This is a genomic window from Streptomyces laculatispora (genome assembly GCF_017353455.1).
Classification (GTDB): domain Bacteria; phylum Actinomycetota; class Actinomycetes; order Streptomycetales; family Streptomycetaceae; genus Streptomyces; species Streptomyces laculatispora.
Genome location: NZ_JAFMPZ010000556.1, coordinates 1 through 19500 on the forward strand (window position 1 = coordinate 1; position 19500 = coordinate 19500).

17 protein-coding genes and 2 pseudogenes are annotated in these 19500 nt (G+C 67.8%); 9 read left to right on the forward strand and 10 right to left on the reverse strand.

All coding sequences use genetic code 11. The features are described 5' to 3' along the window. Positions 1–441: pseudogene (locus J1C73_RS29545) on the reverse strand (MarR family transcriptional regulator); the annotation flags it as partial. Positions 442–934: 493 nt separating this feature from the next. Here J1C73_RS29545 and J1C73_RS29550 point away from each other — a divergent pair. Continuing rightward, positions 935–1555: a dihydrofolate reductase family protein gene (locus J1C73_RS29550; RefSeq protein WP_207319076.1), complete on the forward strand. Its 621-nt coding sequence runs from the start codon at positions 935–937 to the stop codon at positions 1553–1555. Positions 1556–1577: 22 nt separating this feature from the next. Here the strand turns inward: J1C73_RS29550 and J1C73_RS29555 are convergent. The 3 genes and pseudogenes from J1C73_RS29555 to J1C73_RS29565 all read right to left on the reverse strand — a co-directional run. Continuing rightward, positions 1578–1859 (reverse strand): annotated as a pseudogene (locus J1C73_RS29555) (alpha/beta fold hydrolase); the annotation flags it as partial. A gap of 47 nt (positions 1860–1906) precedes the next feature. Next, on the reverse strand, positions 1907–2350 hold the full coding sequence (locus J1C73_RS29560) for an HIT family protein (RefSeq protein ID WP_307797826.1): 444 nt from the start codon (positions 2348–2350) through the stop codon (positions 1907–1909). Positions 2351–2506: 156 nt separating this feature from the next. Then, a complete protein-coding gene (locus J1C73_RS29565; RefSeq protein ID WP_207319062.1) occupies positions 2507–4180 on the reverse strand; it encodes a cellulase family glycosylhydrolase in 1674 nt (557 codons plus the stop codon). Positions 4181–4429: 249 nt separating this feature from the next. Here J1C73_RS29565 and J1C73_RS29570 point away from each other — a divergent pair, with 249 nt between their 5' ends. From J1C73_RS29570 to J1C73_RS29590, 5 genes are all read left to right on the forward strand, one after another. Then, positions 4430–4930 carry a GNAT family N-acetyltransferase gene (locus tag J1C73_RS29570; protein ID WP_207319063.1) on the forward strand — a complete coding sequence of 167 codons (501 nt, stop codon included), beginning with the start codon at positions 4430–4432 and terminating at the stop codon, positions 4928–4930. Positions 4931–5079: 149 nt separating this feature from the next. Continuing rightward, positions 5080–5649 carry an SMI1/KNR4 family protein gene (locus J1C73_RS29575; RefSeq protein ID WP_207319064.1) on the forward strand — a complete coding sequence of 190 codons (570 nt, stop codon included), beginning with the start codon at positions 5080–5082 and terminating at the stop codon, positions 5647–5649. 401 nt (positions 5650–6050) lie between these two features. Beyond that, a complete protein-coding gene (locus J1C73_RS29580) occupies positions 6051–7592 on the forward strand; it encodes a hypothetical protein (protein WP_207319065.1) in 1542 nt (513 codons plus the stop codon). 74 nt (positions 7593–7666) lie between these two features. Next, complete coding sequence (locus J1C73_RS29585) at positions 7667–8902, forward strand: ATP-binding protein (protein WP_207319066.1); 1236 nt, start codon at positions 7667–7669, stop codon at positions 8900–8902. Continuing rightward, a complete protein-coding gene (locus J1C73_RS29590; RefSeq protein ID WP_207319067.1) occupies positions 8899–10047 on the forward strand; it encodes a tetratricopeptide repeat protein in 1149 nt (382 codons plus the stop codon). The genes J1C73_RS29585 and J1C73_RS29590 overlap by 4 nt, the downstream gene beginning before the upstream one ends. A 480-nt stretch (positions 10048–10527) precedes the next feature. Here J1C73_RS29590 and J1C73_RS29595 read toward each other — a convergent pair whose 3' ends face one another. Together J1C73_RS29595 and J1C73_RS29600 are read right to left on the reverse strand one after the other, a co-directional pair. Beyond that, complete coding sequence (locus J1C73_RS29595; protein ID WP_207319068.1) at positions 10528–10713, reverse strand: DUF397 domain-containing protein; 186 nt, start codon at positions 10711–10713, stop codon at positions 10528–10530. Further along, positions 10713–11558 carry a helix-turn-helix domain-containing protein gene (locus J1C73_RS29600; protein ID WP_207319069.1) on the reverse strand — a complete coding sequence of 282 codons (846 nt, stop codon included), beginning with the start codon at positions 11556–11558 and terminating at the stop codon, positions 10713–10715. The genes J1C73_RS29595 and J1C73_RS29600 overlap by 1 nt, the downstream gene beginning before the upstream one ends. Positions 11559–11720: 162 nt before the next feature. Here J1C73_RS29600 and J1C73_RS29605 point away from each other — a divergent pair, with 162 nt between their 5' ends. Together J1C73_RS29605 and J1C73_RS29610 are read left to right on the forward strand one after the other, a co-directional pair. Continuing rightward, complete coding sequence (locus J1C73_RS29605) at positions 11721–12419, forward strand: ATP-binding protein (protein ID WP_242644888.1); 699 nt, start codon at positions 11721–11723, stop codon at positions 12417–12419. Between the two features lie 123 nt (positions 12420–12542). Next, positions 12543–13478 (forward strand): YDG/SRA domain-containing protein, encoded by a 936-nt coding sequence (locus tag J1C73_RS29610; protein ID WP_207319070.1) that lies wholly within the window; start codon positions 12543–12545, stop codon positions 13476–13478. Here the strand turns inward: J1C73_RS29610 and J1C73_RS29615 are convergent. The 4 genes from J1C73_RS29615 to J1C73_RS29630 form a co-directional block, all read right to left on the reverse strand. After that, positions 13475–16618, reverse strand: a complete 3144-nt coding sequence (locus J1C73_RS29615) for a DEAD/DEAH box helicase (protein ID WP_207319071.1) — start codon at positions 16616–16618, stop codon at positions 13475–13477. The genes J1C73_RS29610 and J1C73_RS29615 overlap by 4 nt on opposite strands. A gap of 91 nt (positions 16619–16709) precedes the next feature. Then, positions 16710–17144, reverse strand: coding sequence for a very short patch repair endonuclease (locus J1C73_RS29620; RefSeq protein WP_207319072.1), 435 nt, complete (start codon positions 17142–17144; stop codon positions 16710–16712). 145 nt (positions 17145–17289) lie between these two features. Beyond that, positions 17290–17796 (reverse strand): GNAT family N-acetyltransferase, encoded by a 507-nt coding sequence (locus J1C73_RS29625; RefSeq protein ID WP_207319073.1) that lies wholly within the window; start codon positions 17794–17796, stop codon positions 17290–17292. A gap of 75 nt (positions 17797–17871) precedes the next feature. Further along, entirely contained in the window at positions 17872–18876 is a 1005-nt protein-coding gene (locus J1C73_RS29630; RefSeq protein WP_207319074.1) for an SEC-C domain-containing protein, read from the reverse strand. Between the two features lie 87 nt (positions 18877–18963). Here J1C73_RS29630 and J1C73_RS29635 point away from each other — a divergent pair. Then, positions 18964–19500, forward strand: a 537-nt coding sequence (locus tag J1C73_RS29635; RefSeq protein WP_307797827.1) for a sortase domain-containing protein, incomplete at its 3' end; no start/stop codon positions are given.

Sequence of the window (19500 nt, forward strand, 5' to 3'; positions counted from 1 at the left end):
GGCCGCAGGAGGGGCAGCGGCAACAGGCGTCATCGCCGCCTCCTGGATACCGAGGAACGCGCCCCACCACTCGTTGTCGCGGGCGGTACGGGACCAGAAGGTGTACGTGACCCAGCGCGCCTGACCGTCTTCGCCGACCCGGCACCGTACGTGCCGCAGATGACCGGCCACCGCGAGGGCCCTGAGCGCGCTGCCGACGGCCATCTGCCCGTACAGCGGAAGGTTCTTGGCCAGCGACTTGATGTCCATCGCGGCGCCGTCGGCGAGCCGGTCGACATAACCGGCGATGTGCTGTTCCCGCGCGGGGAGAAGGGCGAAGTCGCCGTCCGAGGGGCGGGGTTGATCCGGAACGGTTCGCTTGCCGTAACCGGGATGGGCCATCGGGTACGGGGGCGGGGATGCGGGTGCGCAGGGGGCGGGACTAGAGTTCTGAGGAGCCACGAGATCGTTTCCTTTTGCTGCGATCTTGGAGGTCAGACCCCGGCTCGGTGCGATTACACCGCGTCGGGGTTGTTTAGTTCTCGCACCGTAGACAGTCGCCACGCACCGTCGCAAGCTGTCACCATTAGTCATACTTGCTGGCCGTGACGGGTCAGGGAGGGGGGTAGGGTTTCCCCAACCCCCCTTGTCTGTGGGCCGGTTAAAAGAGACGGCTCGAATCCCGACCCTCGAATCCCGACCCTCGAACCTCGAAGCTCAAGCGTCGGGCCGGGCCCCGTTCACGTACCCACGAACGAGTGCCGGGACGGCTCCCGGCTCCCGGGTCCCGGGTCCCGGGTCTTGGGTCTCGGGTCCCGGATCTCAAGGGCCGAGGGCCGCAGGGGAGGGAGGGCGCGGAAGCCGCGATTCCCGTTGCACGGCGGATGAGTCTGTTTGACCATGGCTGCCGAGGACCGCCCGCCCCGTGGCGGCCGCCGTGGACGAAAGGCCCTCCGTGCGCAAGCTCGTGTACTTCATCGCCTCCACCCTGGACGGCTTCATAGCCGGTCCGGACGGCGCCGACCCCACCGGGCCGGACGGATTCTGGCCGATCCCGGAGGACTACATCGGGCACCTGATCGCCGAGTACCCGGAGACCCTGCCCGGCCCCGCCCGTGCCGCCCTGTCCATCTCGGCGGCGGGCACGCACTTCGACACCGTCCTCGAAGGACGCAGGTCCTACGAGATCGGCCTCAAGGCCGGAGTGACCGACGCCTACCCGCATCTGCGGCACATCGTGTTCTCCCGGACGCTGGGCGAGAGCCCGGACCCCGCGGTGGAGGTCGTGGCCGACGACCCGGTGGCACGGGTCAGGGAGCTGAAGCAGGAGGAGGGCAAGGACATCTGGCTGGTCGGCGGCGGAGGGCTGGCGGGCGCCCTGTACTCCGAGATCGACACGATGATCGTCAAGCTGAGCCCGGTGACCATCGGCGCGGGTATCCCGCTCTTCTCCGACAAGGCCACGTTCAACCCGCTGAGCTGGGCCCTCACTGATCACAAGGTCCTGGACAGCGGGGCGATGTTCCTGACGTACGACTGCGCCACCACGATCGTCACCCTCTCGGTCACCGACTGACCAAACAGCCCGTCCGGGTGGTCACGACGGGCCGTCGCAGTTCGAGCTGATCGGCCACGGCGACGACGTCGCAGACGTAGGCGGCGCGGGAGACGTCCTGCGGATGACGTTCGGCGGCGCCGTGCCCGCGCTGGTCGACTGCGACGATCCGGAGCCCGGGACTCAAGGACCGGGCCACCGTGTCCCATTCACCGGCGTGGCCTGCCAGCCCGTGCAGCAGGATGACGGGCTGCCCCGGCCCGCCCCAGTCCCGGCAGACGAGTCGGACACCGTCCCGCACCACGGTGCGCTCGGACCAGGACATAGGGGCCTCCAGGGAAATCAGGTCGTCATCGGGCCCGGCGCTGGGCCTCAGGCCTGCGGGTCACCCAGGGCGGCGAGCCCGCTGCGGACGGCCGCGGCCGACACGTCGAGCTGCTCCCGCTCGTGCACGCGCCAGTCGGAGTGAATGCGAAACGGATCACCCGCGAAGCGGGGGATGACATGCAGGTGCACATGGAAGACCTCCTGGAACGCTGCTTCGCCGTCCGCGAGAAGGAGGTTGACACCCTCGCACCGCAGCCCCGATCGGCGCATGGCCCGCCCGAGCCGGTGCGCGACCTTCCAGACCTGGACGCCGACGTCCGGCTGAAGGTCCTCCAGCCCTGACGCGTGGACCTTGGGAACGACCAGCAGGTGACCCGGGTTCACGGGCCGGAGATCCATGAAGGCGAGCACTGACTCGTCCTCGTGGACAACACTGGCATCCGTCCGGCCGCGCACGATCGAGCAGAAGACGCATCCGTCGTCCGTCACAAGGGTTCCTCCAACTCCATGCTCCGAGAAGTAGATCAGGAGCGTCACGCGAGGGCCAGCAGGTTTCGTACGCCGACCGGCAGGGGGGCGGTGCCCCGGCCGGTCGGTGCTGTGGTGCTGTGGCGCGGTGCTTTGGCGCGGCGGGAGCCGGCCGTGTCAGGCGGCGGCGCAGGTGGCGCCGCTGAGGGTGAACGCGGTCGGTGCGGCGTTCGTACCGCTCTGACCACCGGTGAAGCCGACGGTGACCGAGCCGTTGGCGGCGATCGTGGAGGTGTACGAGGCGGGGGCGACGCTCACCGATCCGCCGGTCCGGGTGGGGATTCCGCCCCACATGTTGGTAATGGTCTGGCCGTTGGCGAAGGAGAACCCGAGCGTCCAGCCTTCGATGGCCGTGGTGCCGGTGTTGCGGATGGTGATCTCGCCCTGGAAGCCGCCGGACCACTCACCGACGACGCGGTATCCGACGGAGCAGCCGACACCGGGCGTCGTGCCGCCCGCTTCCGTGGTGACGCTCACCGTGGCCGAGCGCGCCGAACGGTTTCCGGCCGCGTCGCGGGCGTACACGGCGAAGGTGTACGCCGTGTCGGCGCTGAGGCCGGTCACGGCGACGGAGTTGGTGGTGGAGGAGGCGACACCGCTCTCCGTGCCACCGCTGACGCGTACGACGTCGTAGCCGGCCACGGCGACGTTGTCGGTGGCGGCGGTCCAGCTGAGGGTCGCGGAGGTGTCCGTCACGGCGGAGGCGGTCGGAGCGCCGGGGGCGGTGGGAGCCTCGGTGTCGTGCGTGGCACCGCCGTAGACGGTGGCCTCGCGGGAGGTCTGGGCGATGCCGTCGGCGCCGTGGAAGATCCGCTCACCCCAGGAGCTGAGCCGCGTGGGGTCGAAGCCGATCGTCAGGTCGAGGATCGGGTCGGTGTTGCCGCTCCACGACCAGGCGATGTATCCGAGCTTGAGCTGCTCGGCGGTGGCCATCATGGTGTCCTCGTCCGGATCGCCGTACTGGTCGGCGGGACCGCCGAACTCGCCGATGACCAGAGGCAGTCCGGCGCCCACGAAGGCGTTCAGGTAGTCGGTGACCTTCGCGGCGGTGTTGTAGACGCTGTACATGTGGATCGAGAAGATCAGGTTGCCGGTGGAGTCGGCGCCGTACACGGCCTGCGCGTTGTCACGCATGACGCCCTGCCAGTCCTGCCCCCAGTTGGGCGCGTCCACCATGATCGTGTGGGTGAACCCGGCGGCGCGCAGCTTCTTGATCGCGGCGGTGGTGGGCGCGGTCCAGCCGGCCGGATCGGTGTTGCCCCAGGGCTCGTTGCCGATGTTGATGACGACGTAGTCCTCCTGGCCGGCGAGGACGTTCTTCAGGCTGATCCAGTAGTCGGCGGCGTGATCGAGCGTGCCGGCGGCGGAGTCCTCGCCGTAACCGGTGGTGTCGTGCACCTCCAGGACGCAGATGAGCCGGTTGGCCTTGCACTGGGCGATGACGGCGGCGACGTCCTGCGGGCTGTTCTTGCTCCAGCGGTAGCCGTCGGAGAGGACGACGCGAACGGTGTTGGCGCCGGTCGCCTTGATGTCGGCGAGCGACTGCGTCTCGCTCGGGTACCAGGTGTGGGCGTGGTTGACCCCGCGCATGACGAAGTCGTTCCCATTGCCTTCGAGCAGCCGGCCGCCGCTGATGTGGAGTCCGGGTGCGGCGGGTGCGGCGGTTGCCGCCTGGGCCGGAGTGAGGGCGCCGAGGGCGATCAGCCCGAGGAGGGTGGCCAGGACGGTCAGGAGGGTGGTGACGGGACTCTTGCGCGCTGGGTTCTTCGCCGTGCTTCTTGCTGTTCTCACTGCGGCTCCAGGGGGTGGACGGATCAAGAACTGAGCATCGACAGACGTTCCATGGCTTCATGGGAGCGCTCCCATAATTGCGCGCTCCCATGAAGCCATCCAGTCAGGGGCACGTCAAGAGATCGGACAGGCTCGGGTGCGCGGAAGGGCTGGGGCGACGTGGGGAGCCTCGGCGCCACGGCGGAATCGACGTCGACCACTTCACCGGCGGCCCGTGCGCCGAGCGGCAGGTTGGCTAGCCTGACCCGCATGTCTACGCTCTCCCTTTCGCCGCTTCGCTTCTCCGCGGAGGAGATCGCCGAGGTCGTCGATCTCTACGCGAGCAACCCGGAGTACTGGCGTGCCGCCGGCGAGCACGACCCCGAGCACATCGACCCCGACCGGGTCGAGGCCGACCTGCGTGCGGAAGCCGGTACCGAAGGCTGCGAAGTGCTGCTCGCCCGCGATCGGCAGGGACGGCTCGTCGGGCTCCTCTGCCTGCTCGACCGTCACCCCACGGACGGCCACCCCTGGATCGGGCTGCTGATGGTGCACGGCGGATCCCGACGCAAGGGCATCGGCCGGATGCTGGCCGGCCTGGTGGAGGAGCGCTTCCGCGGCGAGGAACGGAACGGCGTCCGTCTCGCCGTCCTGGAGAACAACCCCGCCGCCCTCACGTTCTGGAGCTCACTGGGCTGGCAGGAGATCGACCGCCGCGCCGACAGGCAGCACGACCGGCCCTGCATCGTCATGCACAAGCAGCTGACCTGACCGCTCCTTTGGGTCCAGCCATCCAGTTCGGCCGGTGGGTGGCCGGAACCTCGTCCATGTTCTCCTCCACCCACGCCTCGATCGTCCGTGTCACCGGGTCCGGCTACGATGCGACGCTCCGACCTTGCTGATCGTTGAGGAGACCTCCCTTGTCCGGACAGGTGCACGAAGCGGTGTCCTCGGTATGGGCGCAGATAGAGAAGTGGTACGCGGACCACGAGGTCCCGCACTTCCTGCTGCCCCCGGCAACCCCTGAGGACATCGCCGCGGTCGAGGCGGAGCTCGATGTCTCGTTGCCGGAGGCGGTCAGGCTCTCCCTCCTGAGGCACAACGGGTCCAAGGGTGGTGGCTGGCCGGCCGGCAGCCTCCTGTCGTGTACGGAGATGGTCGAGGAGACCAGCGTCTGGCGGGATCTTCTGGCCGACGGCTCGTTCGACGACGTGGCCGACTTCGACTCGGGCGACGACGGCGACCGCTCGCTCAAGCCCGGCTGGTGGAACACCGGCTGGATCTCGCTGGACGCGGACGGCGGAGGCAACGGCGCCGTGCTGGACCTGTCCCCGGGCCCGGACGGGACCGTCGGCCAGATCATCGACATGGACCACGAGGCGGGCCCGAGCGGCCCCACGGCTCCGGACTTCGTCGGATACCTGGACGACCGGCTGGAGGAGCTGGAGGACTGCACGGTCATCGACGGGGAGTACGTGGAGGCGGAGTAGCGCCTCACGGCTCCGAGCACGGGCCGGCGCGGTGGGGCCGCCGTTGCGCATCACCGCCCGATCGCGGGCAGGTGGCCTCGGCGACCGCGGTCGGCCCGTCCTGCCGGCTTCGGGGCGTGCCCCGAAGCCGGCAGGACCGTAACCGTGTGGCGGCCGAGCAGTCCGAGGTCTGCGCGCTTGAGCCGGGAAGGGCCGGGCGGCGCGTCGCGATCCCCGCCGCTGTCGGCGCTCTCGTGGTGTCGCACGGCGAGCTCACCTCCCGGGCGAATAATAGTTCCGGTTTGTCCTTTGGAGTCCGGTACGCGTAAATTCCCGCCATGCTGTCCGCGAACTGTTGCCTCTCAGCTCGCAGTTGAGCGACAGCGCGAACCGTCCTCATCGGCTGGAAGGGCCCCGCCCGCATGTCCGAAACCGTCGACCGGTGGAACGCCGCACTGCGCAGAGCCTGGAAGGCCGGCACGCTGTGGCCGTGGTGTCTGGCGGTCATCGCGGCGGTCTGCGGCTACGCCGTGGCCACCGTCTTTCACCCCGGATACCTCAGCGCGGACAGCAACACCCAGCTGGGTCAGGCGCTGGGGGACGAGCCGGTGAACGACTGGCATCCGCCGGTGATGGCGCTCGCATGGCGGATCATCATCCGCATCACGGGTGACTTCTCGGCCATGGCCGATCTGCAGGCCGCCGTGCTGTGGGGGACGCTGTGGGTCCTCGCCCGGCTGGGGTGGAAGAAGACCGGCAGTCGCGGGCTCTCCCTCGTGGTGCTGGCCGTGGGCTTCGCGCCGCACATCATGAACTTCACGGGAGTGGTGTGGAAGGACGTGCACCTGGCGTACGCGCTCCTCGCGGTCTTCGCGATCGCGCTCACCGTGCGTGAGCTGCCACAGGACCGGGCCAGGACCCGCTGGGCCCTGCTGGTGCTGGGTCTGCTGTTCCTCGTGTACGCCGCCCTCGTGCGGAAGAACGGTATCCCCGCCGCGATCCCGGTCTTCGCCCTGCTGGTCCTCGCGGCGTGGCCCGCCCCGGGCCGACGCCGCTGGATGGCCGCGACCGGTGTGTTCGTCGCGGTCGTGATCGCGGGCGGCGCCGGTGTGTCCGCGGCCACTGCCCCGTTGACCACGCGGGTGTACGCGGTGATCCCGGTGGACGATCTCGTCCACGTGCTCACCCCCGCCCAGGTGCGCGCCGCCGCCGAACAGGCCGGTGCGAGCACGGACTTGCGTGACCGCCTGGTCGCCACCGCCGTCACATGCCAGAAGCAGCACATCACCTCCGACGCGTACCTGCAGTGCTTCCCGCACCGGCGGCCGTTCGACGTGACGTATCTGAATCAGCGCGCCGACGTGCTCGTCCGGATGTGGACGCAGCAGATGCCGAAGCACTGGAAGGGCTACGCCGAGTACCGGGGCCGGGTCTTCACGAAGCTGCTCTTCCAGAGCAACCAGACCTTCTGGAACGGCACCCATGTCAATGCCGGCGCCCGGCTGAACCCCGAGGTGCGGAAGCAGCCGCTGAACGACACGCTGAGGTTCGCTCTGCAGAACTACGTGACCGGTTTCGCCCGCGACCTGCCGATGCTCTTCCAGGGCTGGTTCTGGCTGGCCGTCTCACTGGTGCTCGTGCTGCGTCGCCGGTGGGCGGGCCCCTACTCCCGGGAACTCCGGCTCCTCGGGGCCAGTTCACTCCTGTACGTCCTCGCCTACCTGCCCACGGCGCCCGAGTCCAACTACCGTTACGTGTACTGGCCCGCGCTCTCCGGGACCGTCGCACTCGCACTCATCACGATCGCCGCCGTGGCGGATCGCCGCGCGGCAGCCGACGCCCGCGCCGACGTCCCGGACGCCCGCCCCACGGTGCCACCGGCCGGCCGGGCCCCCGACGCCGCTCCGGGCCGGACCGTGTCCTCGGGCCGGCTCGCGTTCGCCCCCCACCGTTCGGCGACTTGACGGCGGGGACCGACTGGGCACCCGGACGCTGAGCGTCTGCTGAGGTGTCATACGGCGGCACTAGGCTGTTGATCATGCCGGACGACCCCCCTCTCATGCAGAGCCTGCGTACCGCGGTCGCCGCCGCGCCCGCCGATGTCCCCCTGCGGCTCCACCTGGCCCAACTCCTGCTGGAGGCGGACCGGTCCGACGAGGCCGTCGCCGAGGCGGCCGTGGCCCTTCAGCACGCGCCGGGCGACGCTCAGGCCCGAGGCCTGATGGCCCGGGCGATGGGCGCGCCGCCCCGGGCTCCGGCGCAACCCCCGCGCCCGCGGACCGGGTTCGACTGGAAGGCCGCCGAGGACCAGGTCGGGGACGCCGTGCCGCCGCGGTTCACCGAGGCGCCGGTCCGCGCGGACGGGCAGGACGACTCCGCGGACGCCGACGCGTGGGACGTGGAGGACCCCGGCACCGTACGGCTGGCCGATGTCGGCGGCATGCAGGACGTGAAGGACCGCCTGGACGCCGCCTTCCTCGCCCCGCTGCGCAACCCCGAGCTGCGCAAGCTGTACGGCAAGAGCCTCCGCGGCGGCCTGTTGCTGTACGGACCGCCGGGCTGCGGCAAGACGTTCATCGCGCGGGCGGTGGCGGGTGAACTCGGTGCCGCCTTCCTGTCGGTGTCCGTGAACGACGTGCTCGACATGTGGATCGGCACCTCCGAACGCAACATGCACGAGGTCTTCGAGACCGCTCGCCGGCAGGCGCCCTGCGTGGTCTTCCTGGACGAGCTGGACGCCCTCGGCGCCAAGCGCAGCCGCACCGGGCACAGCGGCATGCGCAACGTGGTCAACCAGCTGCTCAGCGAGTTGGACGGCATCGACTCGGCGGCGAACGAGGGCGTCTTCGTACTGGCCGCCACCAACGTGCCCTGGGACGTGGACAACGCACTGCGCCGCCCCGGCCGCCTGGACCGGACGATCCTCGTCCTCCCGCCCGACGGACCCGCCCGGGAGGCGATCCTCCGCTACCACCTGCGGGACCGTCCCATCGAGAAGGTCGAACTGGGCAAGCTGGTCAAGATCACCGAGGGCCTGTCCGGCGCGGACCTGGCCCATGTCTGCGAGGCGGCGGCCGAGCGGGCCCTGCTGGACTCGGTGCGCACCGGAACCGTACGGATGATCGGCATGAAGGACCTGCTGGCCGCCGCGAACGAGGTCGTGCCGTCCGCCGAACCGTGGTTCGCCTCCGCGCGCAACGTGGCGATGTTCGCCAACGAGGGCGGCATGTACGACGACCTGGTGACGTACCTGAAGAAGAGGCGCAAGCTGTGACCACGACCCTGCACCCCGCGGTGGAGCGGGCTGACCTGCTCATTGATCTCAAGCGGTACGAGGAGGCCAGGGAACTGCTGGCCCGGCGGCTCGCGGAGGACCCCGAGGACATCCGGGCCTGGGTCGAGCTCGCCCGGAGCCATCTCGGGGAGCTCGACCGGAGCGACCCCGGGGACAAGGAGAACCGCCCGAAGGCACTGGAGGCCACCGAGCGGGCGCTGGCCCTGAACGCCGAGGACATCGGGGCGCTCCTCATGCACGCGCGCGCCCTGCGGGTGAACAGCCGCTTTCCGGAGACCGAGGGCGTGCTGCGCGAGGCGATCCGCCTGGCGCCCGACTACTGGTTCACCTACGCCCGGCTCGCCGACTGGCTGTGGCGCATCAGGATGATCAGCTCCGGACAGGCCAACGGCGGCCAGGTCCGGCGCGAGGACCACGAGGCCGCGCTGCGGGAGGCCGACCTGATCGCCCAGGAGGCCATCCGGCTGGGCCCCGAGCAGGTGTACGCCTACGAAGCGGCGTGGCTCATCGCCGACATGTCCGCCAACCATGGCGTTGCCGCCCGGATGGACGAGGCCATCCTCCGGCTGGACCCGCAGCACGAACAGGCCCTGGCCCGTCGGACGAAGAGTGCGGCGACCGCCCCCGGCGTCAAGGCGACGGCAGCCGCCACCCTGTACGCCGACGCACTGGCCTCCACCCCGGACTCCGCTCCGATGCAACGCGGACTGGACGCGGCCTCCTTCCGCCTGCTGCGCGGCCTGCGCTGGCTGGCCCTGCTCTGCCTGGCCCTCGCCGCTGCGGGCATCGACCTGTTCGCGACGGACGGAGAGACCCAGCGGGAGCTGCCGCTGGTTCTTGGCCAGCGGTTGTGGGATCTCGTCCCGATGGCGGTCATCTGGGCCCTGGGCGCCCTGCTGCGGTACCGCCGCCTGCGCGCCGGCGTCCGGGTCAACCTGCTCTCGCTCATACGGCGTTGGGCCTGGCCCCGCGTGGTCCTGGGCCAAGCGGCGTGGGCGATGCTCTGTGCACTGCTGATCACCCAGATCCCCTGGACGGACCGCACGATCCCGCTCGTGCTCTTCTGGGCCGGCCTGGTGCCGGCACTGGCGACGATGTGGTTCGACCGGCCGAAGAGCGCCTGAGCGACGACGAAGGAGCCGGCGCGAGTGACAGTGCCCGCGACCTGCGGAGGAGAGGCGCCCTCGGATACTGGGTGATGACCGGACCGAGTTCATTCGGCCGACGCGGCCGAGGGGCTGGTCGACCGTGCGTTCGCCGGGCCGGTGACAGGCAGCGCGACCGACGGCCGGGTCTGTCTGTGCCGGGAGCAGTAGAGGTGCTCGGCTGGCCAAGCAACCGCCGCTTGAACGCTTTGCAGTTCACCATCGCGGACCGCTCCGACGAAGGCTGTGCCCCGGCATCACGCAGGCGCCTCAGCACGTTCATCGACGGGGAGCACTTCGAGGCGGATCAACGGTTCTCCCCGGCGGGGGACTCGGGGACGGGGCGGACTCCCGCGGGCTCGGAGCGATCCCGAGCCCACCAGTGCGCGGTGCCGCCCTTACCAACACCCGACTCGGAGTCGCCTGAGCGGAACGAACATGCGCGCGTGAGGCGAGCCTTCACGCACGCCGCAGGGACGCCACGAACTCTGCCCAAGCGGCAGGGCGTACAGCTATGACGGTCTTATCGAGTCGCTTCGAGTCCCGTACGCCGACGGAGCTCTCCAGATCGGCCACCTCAACGCACTCCGTACCGCTGCCACCGCTGTACGACGACTTGAACCATCGGTCGTCTTCGTGATCCATCACAGCTCCTCGCAAACTTGGTTCAGGAGCGCGGCGGACGACTGAAGATCCAGAGACTGCGCGCGCAGGTACTCGAACGCCAACTTATAGCGTTCGAGTTCCTGCTGCCTTTCCATGAACAGTCCCCCGCCGATGATGTCCACGTAGACCACATCGAGCTCGGGTGTTGAGCCGCCCAGAATGACGAAGCTGCCAACGGCTGCTGCGTGTGCGCCTGCCGAGAAAGGCAGGATCTGGACCGTGACGTGGGGCTGGGTCGAGGCAGCAACGAGATGTCGTAGCTGCTCGCGCATCACAGATCGCCCTCCGACCATCCGCCGGATGACAGCTTCATCGATCACCGCCCAGAGGTGTGGAGGCTCATCGCGTGCGAGAAGTTCCTGACGCTTCATCCGGATATCGACCATGTGGTTGATCTCTTGGTCGGTGCATCGCATCTCTGACGCGCGGTGAACCGCGTCCGCGTAAGCACGAGTTTGGAGCAGCCCCGGTACGTACATGCAGGAGTAATGACCCTCGCTCACCACCTCGTCTTCGAGGGTGATCATCAGATTCATTGACTCGGGGATCGGATCGGCAAGCGAGCGCCACCAACCCTGGATTCGCGCACCCTTGGCCAGTTCGACGAGTGACTTGCGCTCGTGATCGGAGGCGCCGTACTCGCGGCACAGAGCGTCTACGGCAGGCCACTTGACCGTGCCTTCCTTGGTTTCGTATCGACTCAACGTAGCTTTGGAGATTCCGACCCGAGCGCCCGCTTCCTCCAGGGTGAGGCCCCTGGCGTCGCGGAGGCGGCGCAGATCGGCTCCGAGCTGACGCCTGCGGGTAGTGGGTCCAACTGGCATGTCTTCGGCCCTTCGAGTTGGTCTCCGAGAGGGTGCACGGTGTCGAGTCTTGCAGGCAAGACGGCGCACGACGGGGGCGCGCGCGTGAGCCTCGTGCTTCCGGTGTTCCAGAGTGAGAGTTCCATTTTGAGAGTTCCACTGTCACGTTATGAGGGTTGACGGATGCACTCGGTAACCGTCGAGACGTGGGAAGAGGTGATCCGCATGGGCGGATGTCGCTTTGGTGTGGAGAGGAAGAGGTGGGAACTTCCGTTCCTGGCACAGGCGGAGGAGCTTGCCGGACTACGTCGAGTGATGCGACTCCATCTTGAGCTCTGGGGTCTCCATCGGGTGGTTCATCCGGCTCAGATCTGTGTAACTGAGCTCGTCGGAAACGTCATCAAGCACGTTGGCGCCGGGACACCGACGTGTCTAACGGTGGGCATGAAGGGAGGGCATCTTCGTATCGAGGTGAGTGATCCTGACGGGCAGGCACTGCCGACACTCGTCAGGGCCTCCGGCTTGGAAGAGGGGGGCCGTGGCGTGGCCTTGGTGGATGGAGTCGCCGCCCGGTGGGGAGTTATTCTTCGCGGCGACTCCAAGATCACGTGGTGCGAGCTTGCCACTGGTCTAGATACAGCCGACGGGCACGTCGACGGCGCACAGGTGGCTAAGGCTGAAGCGCTCCTGGGGCTGTGTGGACTCGGAGCGCGGGTGGGGTCATCGCGCCACAACTTGTTGAGTGTCACGGAAGCCGCCGAAGCGGCGACCGGCCTGATTGCTGACCTCCTCCACTGGTTGCGGGCGCACGGCTTCGACATCGACGAGGCGCTCGATCGTGCGCAGCTCCAGTTCGAAGCCGAAGCTGAGGGGGTGGCGTAGTCAAAATGCCCCTGTGACTCTGCAATCCCGTCAAGGCGGTTGCTTTGGGGCGCCTTCCGGCGAGAATGAGCCGTGATCGGCCGGAAGTATTGATTGGAGCCAGGGAATCGGCAGCATGTTCGTATGTCGCCCTCGAAACCTATTCGCTTTGGCCCGCCTCCTAGCGTGAGCGAGGGGCAGTGGTTTCGCACGCATGACGCCCTCTATGCCGCTGACGTGCACAGGTTTCGGGGGCGGGGTATCTCTGGTACGTCACGCGAGGGCGTCGACTCCATCGTTGCCAGTGGCGGCTATGTCGGCGACGAGGACCTGGGTGACGTCATCGTCTACACGGCACAGGGTGGGGATCCTGACGAGGGCGGGCACCTGACGGCGGATCAGGAGTTGACCGGAGTCAATGCAGGGATGTTGATCAACTATCGGGAGGGCTTGCCCATTCGATATGTGCGCGGTCTGGGAATTAGAAGAGGTAAGGCCACTGAGGGCTACAGGTACCGCGGCCTGTACCTCATAGAGGGCTACTGGAGTGTGCGGACTGATCGTGGGCACCTCATGTGGCAGTTTCGTTTGGCGAAGGCGGCGGCCGGCGAGCGGTGGGATGCGGACGACGCGGGCGACGCCGTTGTGGACGAAGCGTTGACACCGCTGGAGCAGGCGAGTGCTAGGTATGTGAGTACGCAGCGGCGCGTGCGGAATACGGCGGAGGTGCGCGCCATAAAGTCTCTCTATGGCAACGTCTGTCAGATGTGTCGCATCCCGGTAGTGGTAGGCATGAATGGCGCCCGATATAGCGAGGGTGCTCACATACATGCACTCGGCCGACCGCATGGTGGTCGTGACATACGAAGTAATATCCTGTGCCTCTGCCCGAATTGTCACGTGCTTTTCGATAATGGGGCGCGCCTCATCACTGACGACTTCAAGGTTGTGGATGTGCTTGGTCGGGAAGTGCTTGGTGACCTCTATGTGGAGCCTGAGCACCAAATCGATCCGGCGTGTGTGTATCAACACCGGTCTCGATGGGCGGACCGTTCTGAGGGTATTTCGGGGATGGGTTAGATAGCGGCAATCGCCGAGTAGGTCCAGACGTCTGCAGTCATCTCGTGGCGGAGTTTCCAGGTGATGCCCATGGGCTTGCTGCCCTTGTGCTCGACGTATTCGGCGGGACCCAGCAGCATCCAGGGCTGTGGACCGCCGATGTCTGTCTTCTTGTAGCGCCGGACAAAGAGGAGCACGTGAGTGCCGTTTTCTTTGTGGGTTTGGTAGCGGATGCCCGTCGGAGATGTCTCCGACGTCTGGTTCTGAGATTCCCAGTGGAACCGGGACTCGTTCAGGGCATAGTCCTTGTAACGCGTCTCCGGAGAGAAGTCCTTTTCGTCTTTCTCTAGGGTGACGAGAAGGGTGTCCGTCTGAATATTCTCGCACCACTTCACACCCTCGCGGAAGTGCCCAGGCATGAAGCTATCCACGGTGGACTGGCCCAGCGCGGGGAGGATCTCCTCGCGACTGTACGAGGCGTGGACCGCCAAGGGCAGGGCGGCGTGCGGACCGAGGAGGGGGATAGGCAGGTGGTCGGCCAGGTTGAGAACGTGGGCCAGCACCTGGCGAAGCTCGTCTCGGAATGCGTGATGAGTTTGCAGGGTGTCGAAGCCCTCTTGGTAGCTCGTGAAGTCGCCGCCCAGGGGCCAGAGAGAGAAGAAGAACATTCGGGCGTACAACTGCTCCTGGGCGGTCAGTTGGTCGTACGTAGGGGCGTCGTCGCTGAGTAGCTTGGTGTACGCGGAGACGCGGGCCGGGTCGTCGACATGGAGGAACGCTGACACCCGCTTCAGGAGCGCTGCCTCACCATCGGGTGTGGTCGCATCAAGGAGTTTGGCTCGACGGAGGAGGGCGGTCCAGGAATTCCCGTTGCCGCGGTAGAGCTCCTTGAGCTCCCGACCGCTCTCCTTGAGATAGTCCGTAAGTCGTGGCTCTGCATACGCGGCGACCTCACGAGCGAGCTGGGTGACGTTGACGCCGATCTGGTTGCGGATGTTGTCGATGATCAGGGCCTTGGCTTTGGACTCAAGGATGATCTGGCAGCCAGAGGGCAGCTGCGGGAAGTCATGCTCAATGTTTGTCAGCAGACGGTTCCGCGTCAGATTGGTCAGGGCGCGGAACTGCTCCTCGAACCGGAACTCCTTGCGGTGCTGGCCGATGAAGTCGAGGACGGTGAGGACGGCCTTGTCCTCGGTACGACGTAGGCCGCGCCCCAGTTGTTGGAGGAAGACCGTGGCGCTTGAGGTCGGTCGGAGGAGGAGCAGGGTGTCGACATCTGGGATGTCCAGCCCTTCGTTGAACAGGTCCACGGAGAAGATGACTTGAAGGGTTCCGACGCGAAGCTCTTCGAGTGCTGACTTGCGCTCATGCGGAGGAGTTTCGCCGGAGAGTGCCACGGCGTTGAGGCCCGCACGTTGGAAGAAGTCGGCCATGAACCGGGCATGTGCCACTGAGACACAGAAGCCCAGAGCCCGCATCGTTTCAGGGTTGGTGACCTTGTCGATCACGGCTTTGACGACGAGCCTGGCTCGGGCATCGTTTCCGGTGAAGAGGTTACTGAGAGCGCCTGTTTCGTACGCTCCCCGCTTCCATGTGACAGCGCTCATGTCTGTGTTGTCTGTGATGCCGAAGTAGTGGAATGGGCTGAGCAGTTCGTTTTCTAGGGCTTCCCAAAGGCGCATCTCGGCTGCGATACGACCGTCAAAGTACTCATCCTGAATGTTCTGCCCGTCCATCCGCTCGGGGGTGGCGGTGAGGCCGAGTAGTTCCTGCGGGGCGAAGTGCTCCAAGATCCTTCGGTAGGTCGGCGAAGTTCCGTGGTGGAACTCATCGATCACGATGACATCAAAGCGATCGGGAGTAAGGCGCTCAAGTGCGCGCGGGGTGAGTGACTGGACACTCGCGAAGACGTGGTTCCAGTTCTCGGGCACTTCGCCGCTGAAGAAGAGCTCGCCGAAGTTTGCGTCAACCAAAACGTTCTGGTAGACGCGCAAAGACTGCTCCAGGATCTCCTTGCGATGAGCCACGAAGAGGAGACGGGGGTCCCGTCCCAGCTTCTGCCGCAGGTGCTTGTAGTCCAGGGCTGCCATCACCGTCTTGCCCGTACCAGTGGCGGCGACGAGCAGATTGCGACTCCGCCCGTGAATAGTGCGCTCGACTTCAAGGCGTTCCAGCATGTCGCGCTGGTGAGGGTACGGGCGGACTTCCAGCCCAGAGAGCGTGATGATGTCGCGTCCCTGTTGGCCGGCGGAACCGCCCGCGTGGGAGAGAGCCGCGTCCAGCCGCTGTGCGTCCGTATCGGGGTCGTACGTCTCAAACGACCGCTCGCTCCAGTAGGCGTCGAAGGTTGCCTCGAACTTGCGCAGGACTGAAGGGGTTGCGACCGACGACAGGCGTACGTTCCATTCGAGGCCATCGAGGAGCGCGGCCTTGGACAGGTTGGAGCTGCCGACGTACGCAGTATCGAAGCCGCTCTCACGTCGAAAGAGCCAGGCCTTGGCGTGGAGGCGAGTCGAGCGAAGCTCGTAATTGACCTTTACTTCAGCGCCGAACTCGCGAACCAGCCGGTCGAGCGCACGACGTTCCGTGGCGCCGATGTACGTCGTCGTCAGGACTCTGATGGGCACTCCGCGATCGCGCGCAGATGTCAACGACTGTTCGAGTACGCGCAGACCGTGCCACTTCACGAAGGCGCACAGCAGGTCCACGCGGTCCGCCGTGGCCAGTTCGGCTCGTAGCTCGAAGCCCAAGCTGGGGTCTTCGGGCGAGTTGGTGATGAGCGCGGTCTCAGAGAGCGGGGTCGCAGGGCGGATGGCATAAACACCAGGCGCCTCTTGCTCCGCAACCGCTAGAAGCTGTCGCGGTCCGTCGACAACCAAGTCGATCCACTCGGTCGCGCTTTCAAGGGAGTTGAGGGACTCCAGGATGTGGTTGGCGGCGAGCACCTGCTCCGCTGGCGTCAGCCCCTGAAGCACTCGGCGCACGATGCTTGCGATGTGGTGGGACAAAACATGAGGTGTTGACTCGCCTCCCACCACCGCATCAATGGCGCGGTAGCCCGCAGCGTCGAGCTGTTTCATTCGCTCTTCGAGACGTCGGGTGATCAGCGTCTCGTACAGCCCGGCAACTGGTGCCGCGTCCCCTGCAATCTGGCTGGGCATGGCCGAGTCCCCCTCATCGTGATACCTATGTGCGCAGTTGCATCAAGGGGGCTTTGGCTCGTTGGGATGGCCTCGACCTGCCCCCACCCTCTTATCGAGCAGGCCCCGCGGAGCGCTCCCTGTCGACAGCCTTCGCCACCTGTTCGACCACCCCGCCAGGGGCTTCGTGCTCCCAGAACCGCAGGACCGTCCATCCCTCAGCGGCCAGATGCGCGGTCGTTTCCGCATCCCTTGCCATGTTGCGATCGAGCTTCTGCCGCCACCACTCAGCATTCGACCTCGGTCGCGTCGCGTGTTCGGGGCAGCCGTGCCAGAAGCACCCGTCCAGGAACACCGCCACCTTGGCCCGGGTGAAGGCGATGTCGATCGTCCGCCGGGACATGTCCGGGACCCGCTCATTGACCCGATAGCGATAGCCGGAAGCGTGCAACAGCCTTCTGACCGCCACTTCGGGCGCCGTGTCGCGGCTCGCTTGGCGGCTCATCCGGGCGGAGACCCCGGGGGACGAAGGCTTGGCAGTGCTCATCACTGCCCAGTTTCCTACGCTCCGGTCGGTTCCGGATCAATGATCGCGAAATCGCTCCCATCGAATCGGTGGCGCGGAGCCACGGCACGGCACTCGGCCAGGTACGAGCCGTCCATCTGTCCGGCCGTTCGACGGGGTGCGCAGATCAGACGTCGACGCTCTCCCGGCCGCCCAGCTCCCGTACGTACACCACCCCCCGCTTCCCCGACAGCAGCACCTCCTCGCCCGTCGCGACGAACCCCGTCCGCATCAGGACCGCCCGGGAGGCGCCGTTGGTGACCGCGGCCGCCGCGCGGAGCGTGGTCAGGGCGTACGTGGTCGTGCACAGGGTGAAGAGGCGGCGGACCGCCGCCGTGGCCAGGCCGCGGCCCGTCGCCTTCTCGGCCAGGCGGAAGCCCAGGTCCGCGGTGCCGTTCGCCGCGTCGACCAGGTTGAAGCGGCCCAGCACCTCGCCGTCCTCCGCCACCAGGAGGTGGAAGTGGCAGGTGCCGGCCGCCTGCTCGGTGAGCAGGGCCTCGTGGCGGGCGGCGAAGTGGGTGAAGTAGTCGTCGCCGCGGTCCGGGATCGAGGCGGCGAAGAACGCGCGGTTCTCCTGCTCGAACGCGAGGAGGGCCGGGGCGTGGTCGGCGCGCAGGCGCTGGAGTTCGGGCATGGCGGAACCGTACCCAGCCGGTTCGCGCCCCGGCATCCGATATCGGGGACGTGGTACGGGCGCAGGACCCGCCTCCTACAACGCGCCCCCGTGGCAGTCCCGGTACGAACGTCCCGTTCCGCACCAGCACGCCGCGCTCCTCGCCGGCGGCCACGGGACCGCGCGGCCGCGGGCCGCGAGGGTGGTGGCGTACTGGGGGAGCAGGTCCGGGTCGGCCGGAGAGGCGGCCTCGGAGGCGGCGAACGCCTCGTACGACGGGACCGTGCCCGTCACGATGCCGAGGTTCGGGGTGCCCGTCGCATGGAGGTCGCGCAGGGCCGTCTCCAGGCGGGCCAGGTGGTCCGGGTGGGAGGCGTACTCGCTGCCGAGGCCCGGGTACGCGGTGAGGAGCTCGTTCAGTTCGGCTTCCGGCCAGTGCAGCACCGCCACCGGGAAGGGGCGGGAGAGAGCGGTGCGGTAGGTGCCGAGTTCGGCGCGCAGGCGGGTGATCTCGGCGCGCAGCTCGCCCGGGTCCGAGGAGCCCAGGGCCCACAGGCGCTTCGGGTCATGGAGTTCGTCCAGCGGGACGGCCGCCGTGTGGAGGGTGTCGGCCAGCTCGTCCCAGGCGTCGTGCCGGACGCCCATCAGACGGCGCACCCGGTGGCGGCCGGTCAGCAACGACTGTGTGGCGTACGGGACTTCCTCGCCCGGTGCGATGAGCAGGGTGAGGGCCGTGGAGAAGTAGTCGTGGGCCGCCTCCAGCTCGTCGTGGGCCTCCAGGGTCTCCGCCGCGATCTCCCAGGGAGCCGCTTCCAGCGGGCCCGCCGCGCGGATGCCGTCGATGATCGCGCGGGCCTCGGCCTCGTGGCCGTACTCCCACAGGTTGGCGGCGTTGAGCGCCTTCACCAGGTGCGGGTGTTCGGTGCCGGGGTCGCTGAGCAGTTCGTCGTAGAGCGTCGTGGCGCGGGCGCGGTCGCCGGCGAGCTCCAGGTGGGCCGCGGCCTGGAGGAGCAGCGGCTCGTGGTCCTCGGGGTACTGCGCCGCGGTGCGCAGCAGGCGCTCGGCTTCGGTGGTGTGGTCGGCAGGCGTGTCGGGGCGCATGAACCACACCGTACTGCTGTACGGCCGCGGGACGGAGAGTTGTTCCAGCTCTGGAGAGTTACGGGGCTTGGCCCTATCGTGCGGGCCGTGCGGGAGCGGATACCTGTGGTGGTGCAGCGGAGCTCGCGAGGGCGGCTGGCCGCTGTGCGGGGGCTGTGGACGAGCGCCGAGGTGGTGGTGACCCTCGGCGTCGTTCTGCTGCTGCTCGTCGCCCATCAGCTGTGGTGGACCAACCGGCAGGCCCGCGCCGGCGCCGCGCACACCGTGCAGGCCCTCCAGCGGGACTGGGGAGCGCCGGCGCCCGAGCCGTCGGGAGGGGCCGCGGAGACGGAGCAGCCGGCGGACGACAGCCCCGCCGTGTCCACGGGGGACGGGAAGGGCAGCGGCAGGGGTGCGGCCCCGGCCGCCACCGCGCCCCGCCGGTCCCAGGCGTACGCCGTCATCCGGATCCCGCGCATCGGGCTCACCGCACCCGTCGCCCAGGGCATCAGCAGGAGCGGCGTCCTCGACAAGGGGTACGTCGGCCACTACCCCGGCACCGCGCAGCCCGGCGGTTTCGGGAACTTCGCGCTCGCCGCCCACCGCAACACCCACGGCGAACCGTTCCGCTACATCAACCGGCTG